Genomic DNA, 19,497 nt, shown 5'->3' with positions numbered 1-19,497 from the left:
CCATTCCCACTTGATTAGCCGGTAATGCCTTGAATGATCTTCAAGTATCACTATCAGGTCGAAATCCATGGAAACCCTCGCCAATCTCGAATCCTTCGTTCGCAGCGCCGAGACCGGCAGCTTCTCCGCCGCCGCTCGGTTACTGGCGCTGACTCCGGCGGCGGTCAGTCGCAACGTGGCGATCCTTGAGCGCAACCTCGGCGTGCGGCTGTTTCAGCGCTCGACCCGCAAGCTGTCGCTGACTGAGGCCGGTGAAGGTTTTCTGGCGAGCATCGGCGGCAACCTCGACGCCTTGCAGGCAGCGATTGCGACGGTGGCGACCGAGCGCGGCGAGCCGGCGGGCGTGCTCAAGATCAGCCTGCCGCCGACGTTCGGCATCGATCACATGCTGCCGCTGCTGCCGGAGTTTCTGGCGCGCTATCCACTGATCCGCCCGGAATGGCATTTCGAGAACCGCCAAGTGGACTTGATCGCCGAGGGCTACGACGTGGCGATTGGTGGCGGCTTCGAACTGACGCCCGGCGTGGTCGCCCGGCCATTGTCGTCCGCCGAAGTGCTGGCGGTGGCGTCGCCGGCGTATCTGGCGGGCCGCACACTGCCGCGGCATCCGGCCGATCTCGCCGATCACCACGGCATCGTCATGCGCGGCCTGCGCACCGGGCGCCTGCGCCAATGGCAGATGCACAACGAGGCCGGCGAACAGGCCAGCGCCCTGCTCAACCCGAACATCGTGCTGAATGATCCGATGGCCATGCGCAAGGCTGCGCTGCTGGGCTTGGGCGTGACGATGCTGGTGCTGCCGGATGTCAGCGCGCAGATCGAACGCGGTGAACTGGTGCGGCTGTTGCCCGACTGGCAATGCGATGCCGGCGCGATTTCGCTGTACTACCCGAGCCGTACCTTGCTGCCGGCCAAGACCCGGGTGTTCATTGATTTTGTAGTCGAAGCGTTTGGCCGCTAGGCCGCTAGCTGCAGAATCAGCCACGCATTCGCGCCGCTGATCACCACAAACAATCCCCACGCGAGAACCTTGGTTGGCAACCGATTCACAAACGGCCCCATCAGCCGTTTGTCGTTGGTCATGCGAATCAGCGGATACAGCGCAAACGGCAATTGCAGGCTCAGCACCACCTGGCTCAACACCAGCAGCTTGCCCACCGCGCCGTCGCCCATCAGCCACACGCCGATGAACGCCGGGATCAGCGCCAGCCCACGAGTGATCAGACGTCGCTGCCAGCAAGGGATCCGCAGGTTCAGATAGCCTTCCATGATCACTTGCCCGGCGATGGTGCCGGTGAAGGTCGAACTCTGCCCCGAAGCCAGCAGCGCCACGCCGAACAGCACACTGGCCAGCGCGCCGCCCACCAGCGGATCGAGCAAGTGATAGGCGTCCTGGATGTCGACCACGTCGGTGTGTCCGGACTGATGAAAGGCGGCCGCCGCGAGAATCAGGATCGCCGCGTTGACCAACAACGCCAGCGCCAGCGAACCGATGGTGTCGATACGCGCCAGTTTTACCGCGTCCTGCTTGCTGGCCAGATCCTTGCCGATCAGCCGTGTCTGCACGATCGAGGTGTGCAGGTACAGGTTGTGCGGCATCACCGTGGCGCCAAGGATGCCGATGGCCAAGTACAACGGCGCGGCATCGCTGATCGCCGACAGTGAGGGTTTGAAGCCTTGGGCGACGTCCGGCCAGTACGGTTTGATCAACAGCAATTCAACGAAGAAACACGCGCCGATAGTGCCCACCAGCACCAGCATGATCGCTTCCAGCCGGCGGAAACCGCGGTTTTGCAGGGCCAACACCAGCAACGTATCGAATGCGGTCAGGGCGATGCCGAACGTCAGCGAACAGCCGAGCAACAGGTGAAATGCCAGCGCACAGCCGAGTACTTCCGCAAGGTCAGTGGCGATGATCGAGATTTCCGCCAGCACCCATTGCAGCCGCGCCGTCGGAGTGCTGTAGCGTTCGCGGGAAAGCTGCGCCAGATCGCGCCCGGTGGCGATGCCCAGCCGCGAGCACAGGCATTGCACAACCATGCCCGCCAGACTCGCCAGCAACACCACGAACAGCAAGCTGTAACCGAAACGCGAACCGGCCTCGATGGCGGTGGCCCAGTTGCCCGGATCCATGTAGCCGATCGACACCAGCAAACCGGGGCCGGCAAAGCGCAGCACGCGCTTGAAGAACGAGGCGTTGGGATCGACCGGGACACTTCCGGCCACTTCCGGCGGGCAGAACGGCGCCGTGGCGATTTTGGGCAAGCTGAACTTCACAAACACATCCAGAAACAAGTCGAAAGGCGCAGCTTAGACGTTTCAGTCGGCAGGCCCAAGCGCCGATGTGCTGCGTTCAGGGTTGGGCAGTACCCAGCAATTGCCGGCGCAGTTCGGGATTGCGTGTGCGTGGATCCAGCCAGATGTTGAAAAAAGCCTGGGCGAACAACGGGTCGTTGATTTCGTGCTGCAACTGTTGGCCAACAAAGAACCGCGCGCCCTGCCCCGGCAGATACACCCCGGTGATCCGCGTGCCGGCCTGCACGTCGACGAACGATTGCTGCATCTGGGCCTGCCACACCGCCAGTTGCGCAGAACTGATGGAGGAGCCTGCCAGGCGTTTGATCTCGTCGACGCTGGCTTTGACCAAATCTTCGCGGGACACGCTGCGCCGGTAGATCAGCTCCAGGGCGAAGGGCTGACCATCGGCCAATGGACGCGCGGCGCTCCACAACCGGGCGTTGTAAACGTCGAAACCGAAAATGCTGAAATCGCCGGTGCCAATGATTTGCGCACCGGGCACCACGTCTTGCCAACTGGCCCAGGTGGGGGTCAGCAACAACGCCCACAAGCCTATCCCGCAGCATCCACGCAACACCTTCGGTGTACTGCTCATCGCGGCATCGACTCCGGTAAACCCTGATACTCAGAGCATAGTCGGCAATCACACCCATGATTTTGTATACATTTATTGCATGCATATGCAGCAATCCGCTAATGACAATGCTAACGTGGCCCTCATTGACCCGACGGAGACACCTGCGTGCTGATCCTCAAACTGCTGCTGATTCCCGGTTTCCTGCTGCTGATTTCCCTCGCGGGCAAGCGTTGGGGCCCCAGCGTCGCCGGGTGGCTGTCGGGGTTGCCGGTGGTGGTCGGGCCGATTCTGTTTTTCCTCGCCATCGAGCAAGGGCCGGCGTTTGCCGCGCAATCGGCGGTCGCGGCGCTGTCGGCCATGTTTGCGATGATCGCGTTTTGTGTCACTTATGCGCAGGTGGCGCAGCGGGCGAACTGGCCGCTGGCATTGATAGTTTCTTTATCGGTCTGGGCCGTGCTGGCGCTGATTCTGTCGCTGACTCCGGCGTCGTTACCCTTCTCGGTCGCCGCTGCTGCGACCGCCCTACTTTCCGCGCCGTACCTGTTTCCCAAGGTGCAACCGGTGGCCAGGGGTCCGGCGCCGAAATCGGACAAACTGGTCTGGCGGATGATCGCCGGCGCGGCGCTGACGCTGGTGGTGACCATGCTGGCCAGCACCGTCGGCGAACGCTGGAGCGGTTTGCTCGCCGTGTTTCCGGTGCTCGGCAGCGTGATGGCGGTGTTTTCCCAACAGACCCGTGGCCCAGCGTTTACCGCTGCGTTGTTGCGGGCGACGGCGACGGGGATGTATTCGTTTTCGGCGTTTTGTCTGGTGTTGGCGCTGACCGTTCCGAACCTGGGCTTCGGCGGTTTCGTGGTGGCGGTGGCCGTTTCGGTGGCGATGCTCGGCGTCACTCGGCAGCTGTTGGCCAAACCGGCGCCGGCGCCATCGCCGAACTGAACCCGACCGGACAAACCGCGCTGGAGTGCCAGGCACCCTCCATGGGATGATCGCCGCCCAAGCGCGACCCATCCCTCGGAGATTCGAATGTCATTGCTTTGCAAGAAAGCCGCCGTCCTGTTGTTGGCGGCGGTGGCCGGTTTCGGCGCCATCAATGCTCAAGCGGCCAAGGCCAAAGAGAAGGCTGTCACCGAGAAGGTCTCGATGCTCGACGGCAAATTCAGTTTTGTCCTTCCCAAGGGCTTTGTCGCCGACCCTCTGCCCGCCGGCCCGACCGGTGCCAAGGGCACGATGTACACCAACCAAACGACAAAGACCGTGGTCATCACCGCCGAAAACCAGATTCCCGAAGGCAACAACGTCAAGGACAACGACAGTGCGTTCCTCGACGGCACGGTGTCCGACTTCATCGACGCCCAGCGCAAAGCCCTGCCGGACTTCAACAAGCTCAGCGAAAAGAGCCTGACCCAGAAAGGCAACGGCCTCGGTCTGCGCCAAGTCGACAGCACCGCCACCCAGGGCGGCGGCCAGACCCTCAACACCACGTTGCTGGCCGGTTCCGGCACGCGCATGGCGCTGGTCCAGGTGATTTCCCGGGCCAGCGACAAGAGCGGTCACGAGGCGCTGGTGAAAACCATCCTCAAGGAAAAGTGATGCTCAGGGATTGAGTCGCTGCAACCAGTCGTTCAAATCCCGAAGCTCGGCCGCACTGATGCTGTGGCCGACGCCGGGATAGGCATGAAATTGCGGTTTGTACGACAGCTTCTGCAACAACGCATCGGCCTCGGTGGCACCGCTGTAAGGCACACGGTCATCCGCCGTGCCGTGGCCGATGAAGATGTCCAGCGGCGGATGCTGTTGCTCTGACTTCAGCTCGCTCTTGAGCACCGGCAACAACCGCCCGCTCAACGCCGCAATACCACCCACCGCCGCTGGCTGCCGCAGCCCGACCTCGTAGGTCATCATCGCGCCCTGGCTGAAACCGATCAGGTACACCTGCTCCGGTTGGGCGTGATATTTCTGCGCCGCAGCGGCGATAAAGGCCCGCAGTTTCTGGCTGCTGGCCTTCAGATCATCGGTCTCGCCGTTGTAGGCACCTTCGCCTTTCTTGCGAAACCACTGGAAACGCCCTTCTCCCAACGCCATCGGTGCCTGCACCGACAGGTAGTTGTACTGCTGGGGCAGTTGAAATTTCATACCGATCAAGTCTGCTTCGTTGCTGCCATAGCCATGCAGGAAAATCACCAGCGGACGCGGTTCGGCGTCCGGGTGCACCTGGGCCAGGTAGTTGAGCGGCAGATCGTTTTGCAGCGAGGTCTGAGCCTGGACGGCGGTGGACGCCAGCAGCGTCAACAGCGCAAACACCTTCAACATAAGCCTTCCTTCACACAGTGCAGGGTTCGGGGCAGAGCCTAACACTGTGATCGGGAGGACGGGATATCAGTCGTTGCTCAGCTTGCCCACCCGAATCGGCTCGCGCCCCGCCACTTTCGCCTGCCAGATTCCCGGCTGGGTGTAGCGCCCGCGATCGATGGCGAACAACAAGCCGCTGGTGCCGGCGCGCACGGTGGTCACGCGGTCGTTCAGCGGATCGACCACTTCAAACAGCGCATCGCCGCGCTCGACCCATTCCCCGGCATTGCGCAGGAAACTCACCACGCCATGGTGCGGGGCGAACAGATACTCGGTGCCTTCGAACGGCATGCCTTCGCAGCATTCGTCCGGCGCTTTCGGCCATTCGCCGCTGATGAAGCCCTGCTCGGCCAAGAAGCCGAGGATCGCCTCGCAATTGGCCTGAGCCTGATCGACGCGGGTGTCGCCCATACTGCCCAGTTCCAGGGTGGTGGCGAGGTTGGCCGGTGGAATCGCCGCGCCCGGGAACATCCGTGCCAGGCGCAGCCACGGTGTGGAGCAGGACTCATCGAACGAGTTGCCACCGGAATCTTCACACAACAGCGCAACGCCAGCTTTCAGTCGAGCGGCCAGGGATTGCCACTGCGGCCAGTGTTGCGGCAAGGCGTAAATATGAATCGCCGCGTCGAAATCGCAATGCAGATCGAGAGTGATGTCGGCCTCACAGGCGTGGCGCAGCAACAGTCGGTGCAGCGCTTCCAGTTGCGATGCCGGGGCCGGCAGTTCGTCGAGTACCTGACCCATGGTCTGGCGGATCAGCGTGATGTTGGCTTCGGCATCGCTGCTCAACTGATCGCCGATCCGCTCGGCCACCGGCGCACTGAGTTCAACGAAGGAGCGGTTGAAGTTCTTGCCGCTGCCCAGCTCGAAACGCCCCATGTGGCTGCCTTGCAGGTGCTGATCGAGACCGATCGGGTTGGCCACCGGCACCAGTTCGATCACGCCTTGCAACTGACCGTTGCTTTCCAGCTCGGCCAGGCGTTTTTTCAGTTCCCATGCGGTGCGCATGCCCGGTAGTTCATCGGCGTGCAGGCTGGCCTGGATGTAAACCTTGCGCGGGCCGGCGCCGTAACGGAACACGCTCAGGGAACGTTCGCTGCCCAGGTGGCTCCAGGGCAGAAGATGATCGATGCGTTGCATGGGAAACTCCGGAAATTCTGTGGTCGCTGCCGGGGCAATGACCGCAATGAAAATGTGCTGACAGGATAAATCACGGGCGAAAAAAAAGTGGCCACCGCGCAAACGGGGCCACTTTCTTCTTACTGCGTATTAATGGCCGTATACGTCAAAGTCGAAGTACTTGTCCTGCACTTGCTTGTACTTGCCGTTGGCGCGGATTTCGTTGATGGCGGCGTTGAATTTCTCCGCCAGCGCGGTATCGCCTTTACGCACTGCGATACCGGCGCCGCCGCCGAAGTACTTGGCGTCTTCGTAGGTCGGGCCGACGAATTCGAAGCCTTTGCCGGCGTCGGTTTTCAGGAAGCCGTCGCTCAGGTTGACCGAGTCGGCCAGCATTGCGTCGATACGACCGGAGACCATGTCCAGGTTGGCTTCCTGCTGCGAGCCGTAACGCACCAGCTCGATACCGGCCGGCACCAGCACTTCGGTGGCGTAGCGGTCGTGGGTACTGGCACGCAACACGCCGACTTTCTTGCCTTTGAGCTCGACCAGCGGGTCTTTCACGCCGGAACCGGCCTTCATCACGAAGCGCGCCGGGGTGTGGTAGTACTTGATGGTGAAATCGACGTTTTTCTTGCGGTCGTCAGTGATGGTCATCGAGGACAGGATCGCGTCGATCTTCTTCACTTTCAGCGCCGGGATCAGGCCGTCGAACTCTTGCTCGACCCAGGTGCATTTGACTTTCATCTGCTCACACAGCGCGTCGCCGATGTCCACGTCGAAACCGGCCAGTTTGCCGTCAGGGGTTTTCATCGAGAATGGCGGGTAACCGGCTTCGATACCGATACGGATCGGCTTGGCGTCTTCGGCCACGGCGGTCAGGGACAACATCGACAGTGCCAGGGCACCGAACATAACCAGCTTTTTCATTTATTACTCCCGTGTGCGGAGGCTTTTATTGGCAGCTTTCGATTGTCAGGTTCGGCCTTGGGCTGTGCAGCACAAAGAAACCGACGTGGCCGGCAGTCTATGGCGGCGCGCACGGGGCAAATTGGTTTTAAGCGACAAATACTTACAGAAAATCGGCGAGTGCCATCACGTGGGAAAAGTGTGCGCCGGAGCGGTGCAAGGGTTGTAGGACAAAGCCGACAAAAGCTGCCGCCGAAGCGGCAACCCTCTGGCTATCAGCAGTCGCAAGCGATCGGTGCGGCGGTGACGCGCGGTGTCGCGACACTCAACTGAAAGCCTTCATCCAGCCACCCGGTCACTCCACCGATCATCTCCTTGACCGAATAGCCCAACGCCGCCAGCTTCACCGCGGCCTTGTTGGCGCCATTGCAGTGAGGGCCGGCGCAATAAACCACGAACAGTGTGTTCTTCGAGTAGTCCGCCAGCCCTTCCGCTGTAAGCAAACGCCCCGGAATATTGATCGCTCCCGGCACATGCCCACGCTCAAAGGCCAGCGGCCCGCGCACGTCCACCAGCACAAAGTCGACTTCGCCGGCTTCCTGGCTGCTGAAGACGTCGGAACAATCGGTTTCGAAGGTCAGACGGTTGCTGAAATGCATCAGGGCAATGGCCGAAGGCGCTGCAGGAATTTCGCGAACCAGGCTGGGCATGTTGAATCACTCCTTTGTCTGTGGGGATGAACGGACTTTATCGAGCCGCCGCTGGCCGCTACAGTGGCGCACAAGACACTCACCGGGAATTTTCCGCCAAATGCCTGATTCACCTGGATTGGTCGCGATCCTGGCCTACGACGGCCTCTGCACCTTCGAATTCGGCATCGCCGTGGAGATCTTCGGCCTGGCCCGGCCGGAGTTCGATTTCCCGTGGTACGCGCACTGCATTGCGGCGGTCGATCAAGGGCCGATGCGCGCGATGGGCGGGATTCAGGTGCTGGCGGACGGAGGTCTGGAATTGTTGGCGGATGCGCGGACCATCATCATTCCCGGCTGGCGCGACCGAAATGCGCCGGTGCCGGAAGCCTTGCTCGAAGCATTGCGTGATGCCCATTTACGCGGCGCCCGGTTGCTGTCGATCTGCTCCGGAGTGTTTGTTCTGGCGGCCAGCGGCCTGCTCGACGGGCACGGCGCCACCACCCACTGGCGCTACACATCGGAGCTGGCCGAGCGCTTTCCGGCCATCGATGTCGACCCGGACGTGCTTTACGTCGATTCCGGCCAATTGATTACCTCGGCCGGCAGTGCAGCGGGGATCGACGCCTGCCTGCATCTGGTGGCGCGCGACTTCGGCACCCAGATCGCCAACTCGGTGGCGCGACGGCTGGTGATGTCGCCGCAACGTACCGGCGGTCAGGCGCAATTCATTCCGACGCCGGTCAGCCCGACCCCGCGCAGCGATCTGTCGCGTGTGATGCAGTGGGCCCGCGAGCGCCTGCACGAACCGCTGGAGGTGCGCGATCTGGCCAGCGAAGCGGCGATGAGCGAACGCACCTTCCTGCGCAAATTCAGCGAAGCCAGCGGCCAGTCACCCAAGGCCTGGTTGCAACACGAACGTCTGGCCCGAGCCCGGGAATTACTGGAAAGCACGCCGCAGAACACCGAGCAGATCGCCCTGCGCTGTGGCTATCGCTCGGTGGAAAGCTTCCGTGTGGCATTTCGCAGCGTGGTCGGGGTGCCGCCGTCGGTGTATCGCGAGCGCTTTGGTCGTGAGATCAAGGCTTGCGCAACAGATAGGTGTCCATGATCCAGCCATGCTCGACCCGCGCAGCTTTGCGCACCCGCTCGATCTCATCGGCAACGTCGTTGAGCTTGCCATGGATGAGGATTTCGTCCGGCGTGCCGAGGTAGGCGCCCCAGTAAATCTCTGTCTCCTGATCTGCCACTTGGTGGTAGGAATCTTCAGCATCAAGCATCACCACCAGGCTGTCGGTGTCACTCACCTGCCCCGCTGCCAGGCGTCGACCGGTGGTGATCTCAATCGAGCGGCCGATGGTGTTCAACGGCACCTTGTGTTGCGCCGCCAAGGCCTGAACGCTGGTGATGCCGGGAATCACCTCGAATTCAAACGCACATCGCCCCGAGGCCAGAATCGCCTGCAGGATCCGAATCGTGCTGTCGTACAACGCAGGATCGCCCCACACCAGAAAACCGCCGCACTGCCCGTCAGACAATTCGTCATTGATCAGCCGCTCGAAGGTTTGTTGCTTGGCGCGGTTCAGATCATCGACGCTGACGTTGTAGTCCACATCGCCGCGCTCGCGTTCCGGGCTGTGGGCTTCGGCGAAACGGTACGTACGATCGGTGATGTAGCGTTCGCAGATTTCTCGCCGCAGGTCGATCAGCTTGTCCTTGCTCTGGCCCTTGTCCATCAGGAAAAACACGTCCACCCGATTCAGCGCCTTCACCGCCTGCATCGTGATGTAGTCCGGGTTGCCGGCACCGATGCCGATCACCAGCAATCGCTTCATTGCTCTGCTCCTTCCAGATTCATGCCGGACAAGCGTAGCCGCCAGCGCCCGGTAAACCGCAGATCAACCGCCGCCAGCGGCTCGACATCAAGGCTGTGAAACGCCTCGCCCTGCACGACCTGCATCAATGCAGCACGAATCACGAACGGATGGGTAACCGCCACCACGTGCCCTGGGGTGGCTTGCAGTGAAACCAGCCACGCGGCCACTCGCTCGCGCAGTTGCGCCACCGACTCGCCACCATGGGGGGCGGCGTGCGGATCGTCAAGCAAGGCTTGCAAGGCCTCGGGTTCGTTCCGTTGCAAATCCTTGATCGACTGACCTTGCCAGCGTCCCCAATCGCAATCACGCAGGGCCTGATGAATGTGCGCTTCACGGCCAAACCACGACGCCGTCTGGCGAGTGCGCAGTTCCGGGCCGCAAATCAGGCGCGAAGCTGAGTCGAAGCGCGAAGCCAGCGAGCAGGACGCCAGCGCCGTTTCTTCAACAGGTTCGTTCGTAGGAAAACACGCCAATTTTTGTGCGACGGTTCTGGCATGGCAGATCAATGTCAAACGGGTGGTCTGCACGGGGAATCACTCGGCTGGAAGACAGGACGGTCATCGGCGCAATCGCGGATAGAGCGGCAATTGTGCCGTAAACCGGGAGGCCTCGGGCAAGTCGATTGGGCGACTCGAGCGTATGAAAGCGGCAATGTCTGACACCACCATGGGCAATGGACTACAAGACTGATCGACATCCATGTAACCCTTACGTTACGGGCTTCCCGCCCCATTTTGGGGCTTGGTTTAAACGGCGAAAAATTCGCTAGACATGTAGCGTCAGTTACATAAATACTGTTTTAACGGATTGTGAAGCGAATTCAACACCCCATCCAGCAGGAGCCCGGATGCCCCCTCTCAGAGACCTGATCACCGACCCCGGCCTTGACCTGACGCCGTCGGAGCGCAAAGTCGTTCGCGCCTTGCTCGATCAGTATCCACGCAACGGGCTTGGCCCGATGGCGCGCCTGGCCGAACATGCCGGCGTCAGCGATCCGACCATCGTGCGGCTGGTGAAAAAACTCGGCTTCGGTGGTTACGCCGAATTCCAGGACGCCCTGCTCAGCGACATGGACCATCGCCTGCGCTCGCCGCGTACCCTGTTGCAGCCGCGCTCGCATCAGAACAAGGACGACGCCTGGAGTCACTATCTGGCTCACAGCCACAATTTACTGGCCGAAACCCAGGCCCTGACCCAACCGGAAGATGTGCGCATTCTCGCCGACTGGCTGCTCGACACCCGGCACCAGGTGTACTGCTTCGGCGGACGCTTCAGCAGTCTGATGGCGACTTACCTGCTCAATCATTTGCGCTTGCTGCGCCCCGGTTGCTTTGCACTGGAAGACAACGCGCAACTGCCGGACCGCCTGTTCGACCTGCAACGTCAGGACGTGGTGCTGGTGTTCGACTATCGCCGTTACCAGACCCAGGCCTTGCGCGTGGCCAGCGCCGCGAAAAACAACAATGCTCGCGTCGTGCTGTTCACCGACATCTATGCCTCGCCGCTGCGCGAACTGGCCGACATGATCATCAGCGCCCCGGTAGAGTCGGCCTCGCCGTTCGACACCATGGTCCCGGCGCTGGCTCAGGTTGAAGCACTGATCGCTTGCCTGACCTTGCGCTGCCCGGACCTGGCCGATCGCCTGGAAGGCATCGATGCCCTGCGCAACGACTTCGACACCCACTTGCTGGAGGATAAATAAGGATGTTCAGCCTTCCCCATCGCTCGCCACGGGACCTGCCGTTTGTCACCGACCACACCGCCCTGTTGCTGGTCGACATGCAGCGTGCCTGGCTCGAGCCGCAGTTCGACCCGCACCTCGAAGGCCCGGACGCCGCGTACTTCCTCAACCGCACGCGCTCGCAAGTGGTGCCCAATCAAGTCCGCCTGCTCAAGGCCTTCCGCGACGCTCGACAGAACGTGCTGCACACCCTGATCGAAAGCCTGACCGCCGACGGCCGCGACCGCTCGCTGGATCACAAGCTGTCGGACATGCACCTGCCCAAGGGCAGCCCGCAGGCACAGGTCATCGCTGAACTGACCCCGGCAGAAAACGAAATCGTGCTGCCGAAGACTTCGTCCGGGGTCTTTAACTCGACCAACATCGACTACGTGCTGCGCAATCTGGAAACCCGTCACCTGATCATCGCCGGCATCGTCACCGACCAGTGCGTGGACATGGCCGTGCGCGATGCCGCCGACCGTGGCTACCTCGTCACACTGGTGGCGGACGCCTGCGCAACCTGGACCGAAGCACGCCACGACGCCTGCCTGAACGCGATCAAGGGCTACTGCTGGATCACCGACACCGACACCGTGCTTGGCCGGTTGCAGGAGATGCAGCCATGAGCGAACGCCTGTCGCCGTTGCCGATGACCACCATCGTCACCACCGACCTGATCGGCGTCACCCGTGGCCGCTCGTTTCCCACCGATGAGCTGGAGCACTATCAGGCCGCCGGTTGTGGCTGGGTGCCGGCCAACAGCGCGTTGACGCCGCAGGACATCATTGCCTCGACCAGTCCGTGGGGCGCCTACGGCGATCTGCGGCTGATTCCCGATCTGGCCAGCCGCGTCACCGTCGGCAACGGCCCGGACGCCGCAGCGCCGGCGCTGGATTTCATTCATGGCGACATCCGCGAGACCGATGGCCGGCCATGGGCGGCCTGCCCGCGCACCCTGATGCGCAACGAGGTCGAGCGCTACCGCGATGAGCTCGGCTTGCAGGTCAACGCCGCGTTCGAACACGAATTCAACCTGCACGCCGGGTTTGCCGAACATCTGGCGTTCTCGCTCGAAGCCCAGCGCCAGGGCGCCGAATTCGGCGGCTGGCTGCTCAGCGCGTTGCGCGCCGGTGGCGTCGAGCCGGAAATGTTCCTGCCCGAATACGGCAAGCACCAATACGAAATCACCTGCCGCCCGACCCTCGGCGTGGCGGCAGCCGATCGCGCGGTCAACGTGCGCGAGATCACCCGCGAAATCGCCCGGCAGATGGGCCTGGATCTGAGCTTTGCGCCGAAGACCGCTGCCGACGCGGTGTGCAATGGCGTGCACCTGCACGTCAGCCTGCTCGATCTGGCCGGTCAGCCGATGTTCTACGACGCCGGCACCAGCAATGGCCTGTCGACCCTCGGCCAGCACTGGGCGGCGGGCGTGCTGCATTACTTGCCGGCACTGTGCGCGTTCACTGCACCGACGCCGGTGTCCTATGAACGCTTGCAGCCGCACCACTGGAGCGCGTCCTACGCCTGCCTCGGCCAGCAGAATCGCGAAGCGGCGCTGCGCATCTGCCCGACCGTGAGCCTGGGCGACAAACCTGTGGCGAAGCAATACAACCTGGAATTCCGCGCCATGGACGCCACCGCCTCACCGCATCTGGCAATGGCTGCGCTGCTGATCGCCGGACGCCTGGGCATCGAGCAGCGTCTGGCGCTGAACGCGATCACCGATGAAATCCCCGATTCACTCAACGACGAACAACGCAAGGCCCGGGGCATCGTTGCCCTGCCCGCCTCCCTGGCCCAGGCACTGGATTGCCTGCGTCGCAGTGAAGCGCTGGTCGAAGCGCTGCCAAGCGCGTTGCTCGATACTTTTTTCGCCCTTAAAACCGAGGAACTGGCGCTGACGGAACAGCTCTCGCCCGCTGATCTTTGTGAGCACTATGCACGCCTGTACTGAATCCGTTGAGCTTGGGTTGTACACCCGACCGGTCTACAACCTGAGCCGTGAAGATTCGACGCACCCGCTGATTCTGGTGTGCGAACACGCCAGCCGCTACATCCCCGAGGCCCTGAACAATCTGGGCCTGGCTGATACGGCGGCGCGCGAACACATTGCCTGGGACATCGGCGCCCTGGCGCTGGCCGAGCAACTGTCGGAGCAATTGGGGGCCACGCTGTTGAGCGCCAACTATTCGCGCCTGCTGATCGACCTCAATCGCCCCCGGCATGCGCCCGACAGCATCCCGGCGCAGAGCGAGATCTACCAGGTGCCGGGCAACCGCGAGCTCGACGAGGCCACCCGCGAATACCGTCGCCAGTGCCTGTTCAAGCCGTTTCACACGCGCCTGCAACAACTGATTGATGCACGTCTGGCCGAAGGTCGACCGGTGCGGGTGGTAGGGATTCACAGTTTCACCCCGGTGTATTACGGCCAGCCGCGGGAGCTGGAAGTCGGCGTGCTGTTCGGTCAGGCCAGGGCCTATGCCCAACGGATGCTCGACGGTCTGGAGCGACATCCGCTGAAAGTCGCCGGCAACCAGCCGTACAGGATCGACCCGCTGGGCGACATGACCGTGCCGGTGCATGGCGATGCCCGGGGCCTCGATTCGGTGTTGATCGAAGTGCGCAACGACCTTCTGCGCAGCCCGGAAGCGGTTTCTCGCTGGGCGAATTATCTGGCACCACTGCTGTAAAAAATGTTGTAACCACTGCTGATGCTGTAAACGACGGACCGATATAACAACTAAAACGACCGATTGGCTGACAAGGAGTTGCGCTTCATGGAAATAGAAGAGTTCGGCTACAAACAGGAGTTGAAACGTAGCCTGACACTGACCGATCTGGTGGTGTACGGGATGATCTTCATGATCCCCATCGCCCCGTTCGGCGTGTATGGCTACGTCAACGCCGAGGCACCGGGGATGGTGCCTCTGGCGTACATCATCGGCATGGTGGCGATGGTCTTCACCGCGCTCAGCTACGGCAGCATGGCCCGAGCCTTTCCGATTGCCGGATCGGTGTATTCCTACGCGCAACGGGGCCTGAATCAACACGTCGGTTTCATCGCCGGCTGGCTGATGCTGCTCGATTACCTGCTGATTCCGCCGCTGCTTTACGTCTACGCGGCGATGGCGCTCAACCACCTCTACCCGGACATCCCGAAAGTCGGTTTCATTCTGGCGTTCCTGGTCAGCGCAACCTTCGTCAACCTGCGTGGCATCACCTTCACCGCTCGCATGAACATCCTGTTCCTGCTGGCGCAACTGGTGGTGCTGGGGATTTTCCTGTTCTACGCCTGGAACGCCCTGCACAACGGTGGCGGCAACGGCCAGTTGACCCTCGCGCCGCTGTATCACCCGGAAACCTTCAACTTCGCCCTGCTGATGCAAGCGGTGTCGATTGCGGTGCTGTCGTTCCTCGGCTTCGATGCGATCTCCACCCTCGCCGAAGAGATCAAGGGCGATCCGGGCCGCAGCGTCGGCAAAGCGGCGCTGATCACCCTGGTGGTGATGGGTGTGATTTTCGTTGCGCAAACCTGGATCGCTACCGATCTGGCAGCCGGCATGGGCTTCAAGTCCGCCGACACTGCGTTCTATGAAATCGCCGAAATCGCCGCTGGCAGCTGGCTCGCAACCTTGACCGGCGTGGCCACGGCCCTGGCCTGGGGCGTGGCGGTGGCGATCACCTCACAAGCAGCAGTCTCGCGCCTGCTGTTCGGCATGGCCCGCGACGGCAAGTTGCCGAAAGTGCTGGCCAAGGTGCACCCGAAACACAACACGCCGTACCTGAGCATTTATCTGGTGGCCGTGCTGTCGCTGGTGATCTGCTACCTGTTCATCAATTCGGTGGACACCCTGACTTCGCTGGTCAACTTCGGCGCACTGAGCGGCTTCATGCTGCTGCACCTGACGGTGATCAACTACTACTGGCGCCGGCAGAAATCCGGCCAGGTGATCCGTCACCTGATCTGCCCGGTGATCGGCTTCATCATCGTCGCGGCCATCATGTACAACATGGGCGTCGATGCCCAGAAACTCGGCCTGATCTGGATCGCACTGGGTCTGGTGTACCTGTTCTTCCTGAACAAGCTCGGCGCCAGTACCGCGCTGCCTGACCCGAGCAATGGCTGACAAGAAAAAGAGCGGCGTCTGACAACAAATCAGGCGACCGCCGCTTTAACGCGTGGAAACCGACAGTGATAGTCAGGTTCGGCGAATGGGCCGAACCTTTTGATACAGGAGTGCATCCATGCTGGTCTTACGTCCAGTCGAGCCAAACGACCTGCCTCAATTGCAACAATTGGCGCGCGACAGCCTGGTAGGCGTCACATCCCTGCCGGACGACAGCGAACGCCTGGGCGAAAAAATCGCCGCGTCCTGCGCCTCGTTCGACAGCGATGCGGCCGCTCAGGGCCCGGAGAACTACTTCTTCGTGCTGGAAGACATCGACAGCCATCGACTGGTCGGCTGTTCGGAAATTCTCGCCACCGCAGGTTTCAACGAGCCGTTCTACAGCCTGCGCAACCGCCACTTCACCAGTGCCTCGCGGGAGCTGAATATCGAGCACGGCGTGCCGGCATTGTCGTTGTGCCACGACCTGAGCGGGCATACGCTGTTGCGCGGTTTTCACATCGATGAAGCGCTGGTGCGCACGCCGTTTTCCGAATTGCTGTCGCGGGCACGGCTGCTGTTCATCGCCGCCCACGCGCCACGTTTTGCCGAAGCGGTGATCACCGAAATCGTCGGTTACAGCGACGAGCAAGGGCATTCACCGTTCTGGGATGCGCTGGGCAAACATTTCTTCGACCTGCCCTACGTCGAGGCCGAACGCCTGTGCGGCTTGCAGAGCCGTACGTTTCTCGCCGAGCTGATGCCGCAATACCCGATCTACGTGCCAATGCTGCCGCAAGCGGCGCAGGACTGCATCGGCCGCATTCACCCGGACGGCCAGGAAGCCTTCGACATCCTCGAGCGCGAAGGTTTTGAAACCAACAGCTACATCGACCTGTTCGATGCCGGCCCGACCTTGTATGCACGCACCGCCAACATCCGTTCGATCGCGCAGAGCCAGACCACCACGGTTCAGGAGCAATCCCTGATTGATGCCCGCGGTCGCTATCTGGTGAGCAATGAGGCGCTGCATGGCTTTCGGGCAGTGGTCGCCGAGCTGGACTACCAGCCCGGTCAGCCCCTGGCGCTTGACCCGGCCCTGTGCGCGGCGCTCAACGTCCGCACTGGCGGTACGATCCGGGTAATCGCCCTATGAATCGCGCCCCTACCCAACGACAGTGCCCGAGCAGGCGCGCAAAAGGAGTTGCAGCATGATTGTCCGTCCGGTTCAAGTCAGCGACCTGCCAGCGTTGATGACGCTGGTGCAACAGGCCGGGCCGGGGTTCACCACCCTGCCCGCCAACGAAGATCGCCTGGCCCACCGGGTACGCTGGGCACAGCGCGCCTTCGCCGAACAGGTCGAGCGGGCCGATGCCGATTACCTGTTCGTGCTTGAAGACGACGAACAGCGCGTGGTCGGCGTCAGTGCCCTGGCCGGGGCCGTCGGCCTGCGTGAGCCCTGGTACAACTATCGGGTCGGGCTGACCGTCAGCTCGGCGCCGGACCTGGGTATTCAGCGGCAGATTCCGACGCTGTTCCTCAACAATGAACTGACCGGCCAATCGGAATTGTGCTCGCTGTTCCTACGCCACGACCAGCGCCACGGCAGCAATGGACGTCTGCTGTCGCTGGGGCGTTTGCTGTTTGTTGCCGAATTCCCGCACCTGTTCGGCGAGAAGATGATCGCCGAACTGCGCGGCAGTGCCGACGAGCAAGGCTGTTCGCCGTTCTGGGACAGTCTGGGCCGGCACTTCTTCCAGATGGATTTCAGCCATGCCGACCACCTGTCCGGGCTCGGCAATAAAGCCTTCATCGCCGAACTGATGCCGCGTCAGCCGCTGTACACCTGCCTGCTCACCGAACAGGCCCAGGCCGTGATCGGCCAGGCCCACCCCAACACCGAGCCGGCGCTGAAAATCCTCCAGGCCGAGGGTTTTGCCCATAAAGGCTATATCGACATATTTGACGGCGGCCCGGTCATCGAGGCGCCGATCCGCAATATCCGCACGGTGCGCGACAGCCTGGAACTGACCCTGAGCATCGGCACACCGGACGATAAGGCGCCGCTCTGGCTGATCCACAACCGCCGCCTGGAAAACTGCCGCATCACCGTCGCGCCGGGCCGCCGGGTCGGCAGCAGTCTGGTGATCGACCGCCTGACCGCCAAACGCCTGCAATTGCAGCCGGGCAACTCGGTGCGGGCAGTGCCGTTGCCCAATCGACAGCAGCAGGCGGTGGCGGCCTGAGCTCAGATTCCTGGAGAGAAAGCGCCTGAACAGGTTTTTCCTGGTTAACTTCCTCGTTAATTCGTCATGATCCTTGACCCATTGGCGTGATAGCCTTTTCACCTTCGGCGTTGACACCTTTGCTCAAGCCTTTCCATTCCTTTGTATTGGTGGAACTCGTATGACCAGGCTTTCTCATCAAGATTTGCGCCGTAACTTCCGTCAGCTGCTGGCTTCCGACACCTGCTATCACACCGCCTCGGTGTTCGATCCGATGTCTGCCCGCATCGCCGCTGACCTGGGTTTTGAAGTAGGGATTCTCGGCGGCTCGGTCGCCTCGTTGCAGGTGCTGGGCGCTCCGGACTTTGCCCTGATCACCCTCAGCGAATTCGCTGAACAGGCCACCCGCATCGGCCGCGTCGCCCAATTACCGGTGATCGCCGACGCCGACCACGGCTACGGCAACGCCCTCAACGTGATGCGCACCATCGTTGAACTGGAACGCGCCGGCGTCGCCGCGCTGACCATCGAAGACACCCTGCTGCCAGCACAATTCGGCCGCAAATCCACCGACCTGATCACCGTCGCCGAAGGCGTCGGCAAGATCCGCGCCGCACTGGAAGCCCGGGTCGATTCGGAAATGGCAATCATCGCCCGGACCAACGCCGGCATCCTGCCGAACCAGGAAATCATCAGCCGCACCAAGCAGTACCAGGCTGCCGGTGCCGACGGTATCTGCATGGTGGGTATTCAGGACTTCGATCAGCTCGAGCAGATCGCCGAACACCTGACCGTCCCGCTGATGCTGGTGACCTACGGCAACCCGGCGCTGCGCGACGACAAACGCCTGGCCGAACTGGGTGTGCGCGTGACCATCGACGGCCACGGTGCCTACTTCGCAGCGATCAAGGCGACCTACGACAGCCTGCGCGAACAACGCCAGATCTTCACCCAGGCTTCCGACCTGAGCGCCACCGAACTGACCCACACCTACACCCAGCCTGAGGAATACATCCTCTGGGCCAAGGAATACATGAGCGTCAAAGAGTAACCTCGCACCACGCTACAAAGAGGCAGAGCGGCCCGACGCCATCACGAGTCCACTCGCATGGCGCCCGCCGCGAAACCGCTAGACCGCTGTCTTGAAGCCTTCTTCCCGCTGTAATGCCCGCGTCTGAATCACGTTCAGAATGGCGCAGCCCTCCCGCATCAGAAGATGCACTGCGCTGGTAATGCGCGTCAGATCACAATCCGAGATGCCCTTGAGGTCGAGACTGGAAAAGGTGTCCGCCAGATCGCGCACGACCACGAAACGGTGCATCGCACACGCGGCCATGTCGCTCAGTTCTTTTTGGGTATTGATGAAGAGCACCGGGGATTCGGCGTCGTAGGTGTCGATGGGGAGGTAGCGGGAGATTACTTGATCGGTCATAGCAGTTGCTCTTGATTAGGGAATATTCCTGTCTGCTCGACCGGCCAAGATCGTCGCGTTTTTGTCGCGAGCCGAGACTATAAAGTCAGTACTGGATGCCGGCAACGAGAACGACTATCAGAAATTTCCGCAAATTTTGTACGTTTCTTGCCCCCCGATCTCGAGCGGCTTTGATCGCGGTGTTCGGCTT

21 protein-coding genes are annotated in these 19,497 nt (G+C 61.8%); 12 read left to right on the top strand and 9 right to left on the bottom strand.

Going from position 1 to position 19,497, the window contains the following annotated elements:
* Positions 1–67: 67 nt before the first annotated feature.
* Entirely contained in the window at positions 68–961 is an 894-nt protein-coding gene (locus tag L6D74_RS28140) for a LysR family transcriptional regulator (protein WP_064595319.1), read from the top strand.
* Here the strand turns inward: L6D74_RS28140 and L6D74_RS28135 are convergent.
* Together L6D74_RS28135 and L6D74_RS28130 are read right to left on the bottom strand one after the other, a co-directional pair.
* Positions 958–2,277, bottom strand: a complete 1,320-nt coding sequence (locus L6D74_RS28135; protein WP_064595317.1) for an Nramp family divalent metal transporter — start codon at positions 2,275–2,277, stop codon at positions 958–960. The genes L6D74_RS28140 and L6D74_RS28135 overlap by 4 nt on opposite strands.
* 76 nt (positions 2,278–2,353) lie before the next feature.
* Positions 2,354–2,893 carry a chalcone isomerase family protein gene (locus tag L6D74_RS28130; RefSeq protein WP_064595315.1) on the bottom strand — a complete coding sequence of 180 codons (540 nt, stop codon included), beginning with the start codon at positions 2,891–2,893 and terminating at the stop codon, positions 2,354–2,356.
* A 147-nt stretch (positions 2,894–3,040) separates the two neighbouring features.
* Between L6D74_RS28130 and L6D74_RS28125 the strand changes: the two genes are divergently transcribed.
* Together L6D74_RS28125 and L6D74_RS28120 are read left to right on the top strand one after the other, a co-directional pair.
* Complete coding sequence (locus L6D74_RS28125; protein WP_236191370.1) at positions 3,041–3,814, top strand: hypothetical protein; 774 nt, start codon at positions 3,041–3,043, stop codon at positions 3,812–3,814.
* A gap of 87 nt (positions 3,815–3,901) precedes the next feature.
* The gene (locus L6D74_RS28120) at positions 3,902–4,468 is read left to right on the top strand and encodes a DcrB/PsbP domain-containing protein (RefSeq protein ID WP_221399352.1); all 567 of its coding nucleotides are present in this window, start codon (positions 3,902–3,904) and stop codon (positions 4,466–4,468) included.
* Positions 4,469–4,471: 3 nt separating this feature from the next.
* Here L6D74_RS28120 and L6D74_RS28115 read toward each other — a convergent pair whose 3' ends face one another.
* The 4 genes from L6D74_RS28115 to L6D74_RS28100 form a co-directional block, all read right to left on the bottom strand.
* Positions 4,472–5,188, bottom strand: coding sequence for an alpha/beta hydrolase (locus L6D74_RS28115; protein WP_236191369.1), 717 nt, complete (start codon positions 5,186–5,188; stop codon positions 4,472–4,474).
* Between the two features lie 66 nt (positions 5,189–5,254).
* Positions 5,255–6,367: a succinylglutamate desuccinylase/aspartoacylase family protein gene (locus tag L6D74_RS28110; RefSeq protein WP_236191368.1), complete on the bottom strand. Its 1,113-nt coding sequence runs from the start codon at positions 6,365–6,367 to the stop codon at positions 5,255–5,257.
* Between the two features lie 129 nt (positions 6,368–6,496).
* The gene (locus L6D74_RS28105) at positions 6,497–7,276 is read right to left on the bottom strand and encodes an ABC transporter substrate-binding protein (RefSeq protein ID WP_085613532.1); all 780 of its coding nucleotides are present in this window, start codon (positions 7,274–7,276) and stop codon (positions 6,497–6,499) included.
* A 254-nt stretch (positions 7,277–7,530) separates the two neighbouring features.
* Positions 7,531–7,965, bottom strand: a complete 435-nt coding sequence (locus L6D74_RS28100) for a rhodanese-like domain-containing protein (RefSeq protein WP_236191367.1) — start codon at positions 7,963–7,965, stop codon at positions 7,531–7,533.
* 100 nt (positions 7,966–8,065) lie between these two features.
* Between L6D74_RS28100 and ftrA the strand changes: the two genes are divergently transcribed.
* Positions 8,066–9,055: a transcriptional regulator FtrA gene (ftrA, locus tag L6D74_RS28095; RefSeq protein WP_236191366.1), complete on the top strand. Its 990-nt coding sequence runs from the start codon at positions 8,066–8,068 to the stop codon at positions 9,053–9,055.
* Here ftrA and cobF read toward each other — a convergent pair.
* Entirely contained in the window at positions 9,024–9,779 is a 756-nt protein-coding gene (gene cobF / locus L6D74_RS28090) for a precorrin-6A synthase (deacetylating) (RefSeq protein ID WP_236191365.1), read from the bottom strand. The two genes, ftrA and cobF, sit on opposite strands and share 32 nt — an antisense overlap.
* On the bottom strand, positions 9,776–10,348 hold the full coding sequence (locus L6D74_RS28085; RefSeq protein ID WP_236191363.1) for a histidine phosphatase family protein: 573 nt from the start codon (positions 10,346–10,348) through the stop codon (positions 9,776–9,778). Before L6D74_RS28085 ends, cobF begins: the two co-directional genes overlap by 4 nt.
* Before the next feature lie 320 nt (positions 10,349–10,668).
* On the opposite strand from L6D74_RS28085, the gene L6D74_RS28080 reads away from it, so the two are divergent.
* From L6D74_RS28080 to L6D74_RS28045, 8 genes are all read left to right on the top strand, one after another.
* A complete protein-coding gene (locus L6D74_RS28080; RefSeq protein WP_007956246.1) occupies positions 10,669–11,523 on the top strand; it encodes a MurR/RpiR family transcriptional regulator in 855 nt (284 codons plus the stop codon).
* A 2-nt stretch (positions 11,524–11,525) separates the two neighbouring features.
* The gene (locus L6D74_RS28075) at positions 11,526–12,170 is read left to right on the top strand and encodes a cysteine hydrolase family protein (protein ID WP_064595287.1); all 645 of its coding nucleotides are present in this window, start codon (positions 11,526–11,528) and stop codon (positions 12,168–12,170) included.
* Entirely contained in the window at positions 12,167–13,498 is a 1,332-nt protein-coding gene (locus tag L6D74_RS28070) for a type I glutamate--ammonia ligase (protein ID WP_236191362.1), read from the top strand. The genes L6D74_RS28075 and L6D74_RS28070 overlap by 4 nt, the downstream gene beginning before the upstream one ends.
* Entirely contained in the window at positions 13,482–14,234 is a 753-nt protein-coding gene (locus tag L6D74_RS28065) for an N-formylglutamate amidohydrolase (RefSeq protein WP_064595283.1), read from the top strand. The genes L6D74_RS28070 and L6D74_RS28065 overlap by 17 nt, the downstream gene beginning before the upstream one ends.
* An 87-nt stretch (positions 14,235–14,321) precedes the next feature.
* Positions 14,322–15,671, top strand: a complete 1,350-nt coding sequence (locus L6D74_RS28060) for an APC family permease (RefSeq protein WP_085686274.1) — start codon at positions 14,322–14,324, stop codon at positions 15,669–15,671.
* Between the two features lie 118 nt (positions 15,672–15,789).
* Positions 15,790–16,806 (top strand): arginine N-succinyltransferase, encoded by a 1,017-nt coding sequence (locus tag L6D74_RS28055; protein WP_236191360.1) that lies wholly within the window; start codon positions 15,790–15,792, stop codon positions 16,804–16,806.
* Positions 16,807–16,861: 55 nt separating this feature from the next.
* On the top strand, positions 16,862–17,896 hold the full coding sequence (gene astA, locus L6D74_RS28050; protein ID WP_236191358.1) for an arginine N-succinyltransferase: 1,035 nt from the start codon (positions 16,862–16,864) through the stop codon (positions 17,894–17,896).
* 160 nt (positions 17,897–18,056) lie between these two features.
* Positions 18,057–18,926 (top strand): isocitrate lyase/PEP mutase family protein, encoded by an 870-nt coding sequence (locus tag L6D74_RS28045; RefSeq protein ID WP_007956238.1) that lies wholly within the window; start codon positions 18,057–18,059, stop codon positions 18,924–18,926.
* 78 nt (positions 18,927–19,004) lie between these two features.
* Here the strand turns inward: L6D74_RS28045 and L6D74_RS28040 are convergent, their stop codons facing one another.
* Entirely contained in the window at positions 19,005–19,307 is a 303-nt protein-coding gene (locus L6D74_RS28040; RefSeq protein WP_236191356.1) for a hypothetical protein, read from the bottom strand.
* Between the last annotated feature and the right edge of the window lie 190 nt (positions 19,308–19,497).

It is taken from the genome of Pseudomonas pharyngis, from assembly GCF_021602345.1.
GTDB classification, from domain to species: Bacteria; Pseudomonadota; Gammaproteobacteria; order Pseudomonadales; family Pseudomonadaceae; genus Aquipseudomonas; species Aquipseudomonas pharyngis.
This window is presented reverse-complemented; position numbering and strand designations above follow the sequence as displayed.

What these genes read in the sequence shown, in the direction of transcription:
- L6D74_RS28140 (WP_064595319.1), top strand. Translation starts at nt 68, where the DNA reads ATGGAAACCCTCGCCAATCTCGAATCCTTCGTTCGCAGCGCCGAGACC.
- L6D74_RS28100 (WP_236191367.1), bottom strand. Translation starts at nt 7,965, where the DNA reads ATGCCCAGCCTGGTTCGCGAAATTCCTGCAGCGCCTTCGGCCATTGCC.
- astA (WP_236191358.1), top strand. Translation starts at nt 16,862, where the DNA reads ATGATTGTCCGTCCGGTTCAAGTCAGCGACCTGCCAGCGTTGATGACG.
- L6D74_RS28080 (WP_007956246.1), top strand. Translation starts at nt 10,669, where the DNA reads ATGCCCCCTCTCAGAGACCTGATCACCGACCCCGGCCTTGACCTGACG.
- ftrA (WP_236191366.1), top strand. Translation starts at nt 8,066, where the DNA reads ATGCCTGATTCACCTGGATTGGTCGCGATCCTGGCCTACGACGGCCTC.
- L6D74_RS28115 (WP_236191369.1), bottom strand. Translation starts at nt 5,188, where the DNA reads ATGTTGAAGGTGTTTGCGCTGTTGACGCTGCTGGCGTCCACCGCCGTC.
- L6D74_RS28105 (WP_085613532.1), bottom strand. Translation starts at nt 7,276, where the DNA reads ATGAAAAAGCTGGTTATGTTCGGTGCCCTGGCACTGTCGATGTTGTCC.
- L6D74_RS28065 (WP_064595283.1), top strand. Translation starts at nt 13,482, where the DNA reads ATGCACGCCTGTACTGAATCCGTTGAGCTTGGGTTGTACACCCGACCG.
- L6D74_RS28070 (WP_236191362.1), top strand. Translation starts at nt 12,167, where the DNA reads ATGAGCGAACGCCTGTCGCCGTTGCCGATGACCACCATCGTCACCACC.
- L6D74_RS28120 (WP_221399352.1), top strand. Translation starts at nt 3,902, where the DNA reads ATGTCATTGCTTTGCAAGAAAGCCGCCGTCCTGTTGTTGGCGGCGGTG.
- L6D74_RS28040 (WP_236191356.1), bottom strand. Translation starts at nt 19,307, where the DNA reads ATGACCGATCAAGTAATCTCCCGCTACCTCCCCATCGACACCTACGAC.
- cobF (WP_236191365.1), bottom strand. Translation starts at nt 9,779, where the DNA reads ATGAAGCGATTGCTGGTGATCGGCATCGGTGCCGGCAACCCGGACTAC.
- L6D74_RS28110 (WP_236191368.1), bottom strand. Translation starts at nt 6,367, where the DNA reads ATGCAACGCATCGATCATCTTCTGCCCTGGAGCCACCTGGGCAGCGAA.
- L6D74_RS28075 (WP_064595287.1), top strand. Translation starts at nt 11,526, where the DNA reads ATGTTCAGCCTTCCCCATCGCTCGCCACGGGACCTGCCGTTTGTCACC.
- L6D74_RS28130 (WP_064595315.1), bottom strand. Translation starts at nt 2,893, where the DNA reads ATGAGCAGTACACCGAAGGTGTTGCGTGGATGCTGCGGGATAGGCTTG.
- L6D74_RS28045 (WP_007956238.1), top strand. Translation starts at nt 18,057, where the DNA reads ATGACCAGGCTTTCTCATCAAGATTTGCGCCGTAACTTCCGTCAGCTG.
- L6D74_RS28060 (WP_085686274.1), top strand. Translation starts at nt 14,322, where the DNA reads ATGGAAATAGAAGAGTTCGGCTACAAACAGGAGTTGAAACGTAGCCTG.
- L6D74_RS28055 (WP_236191360.1), top strand. Translation starts at nt 15,790, where the DNA reads ATGCTGGTCTTACGTCCAGTCGAGCCAAACGACCTGCCTCAATTGCAA.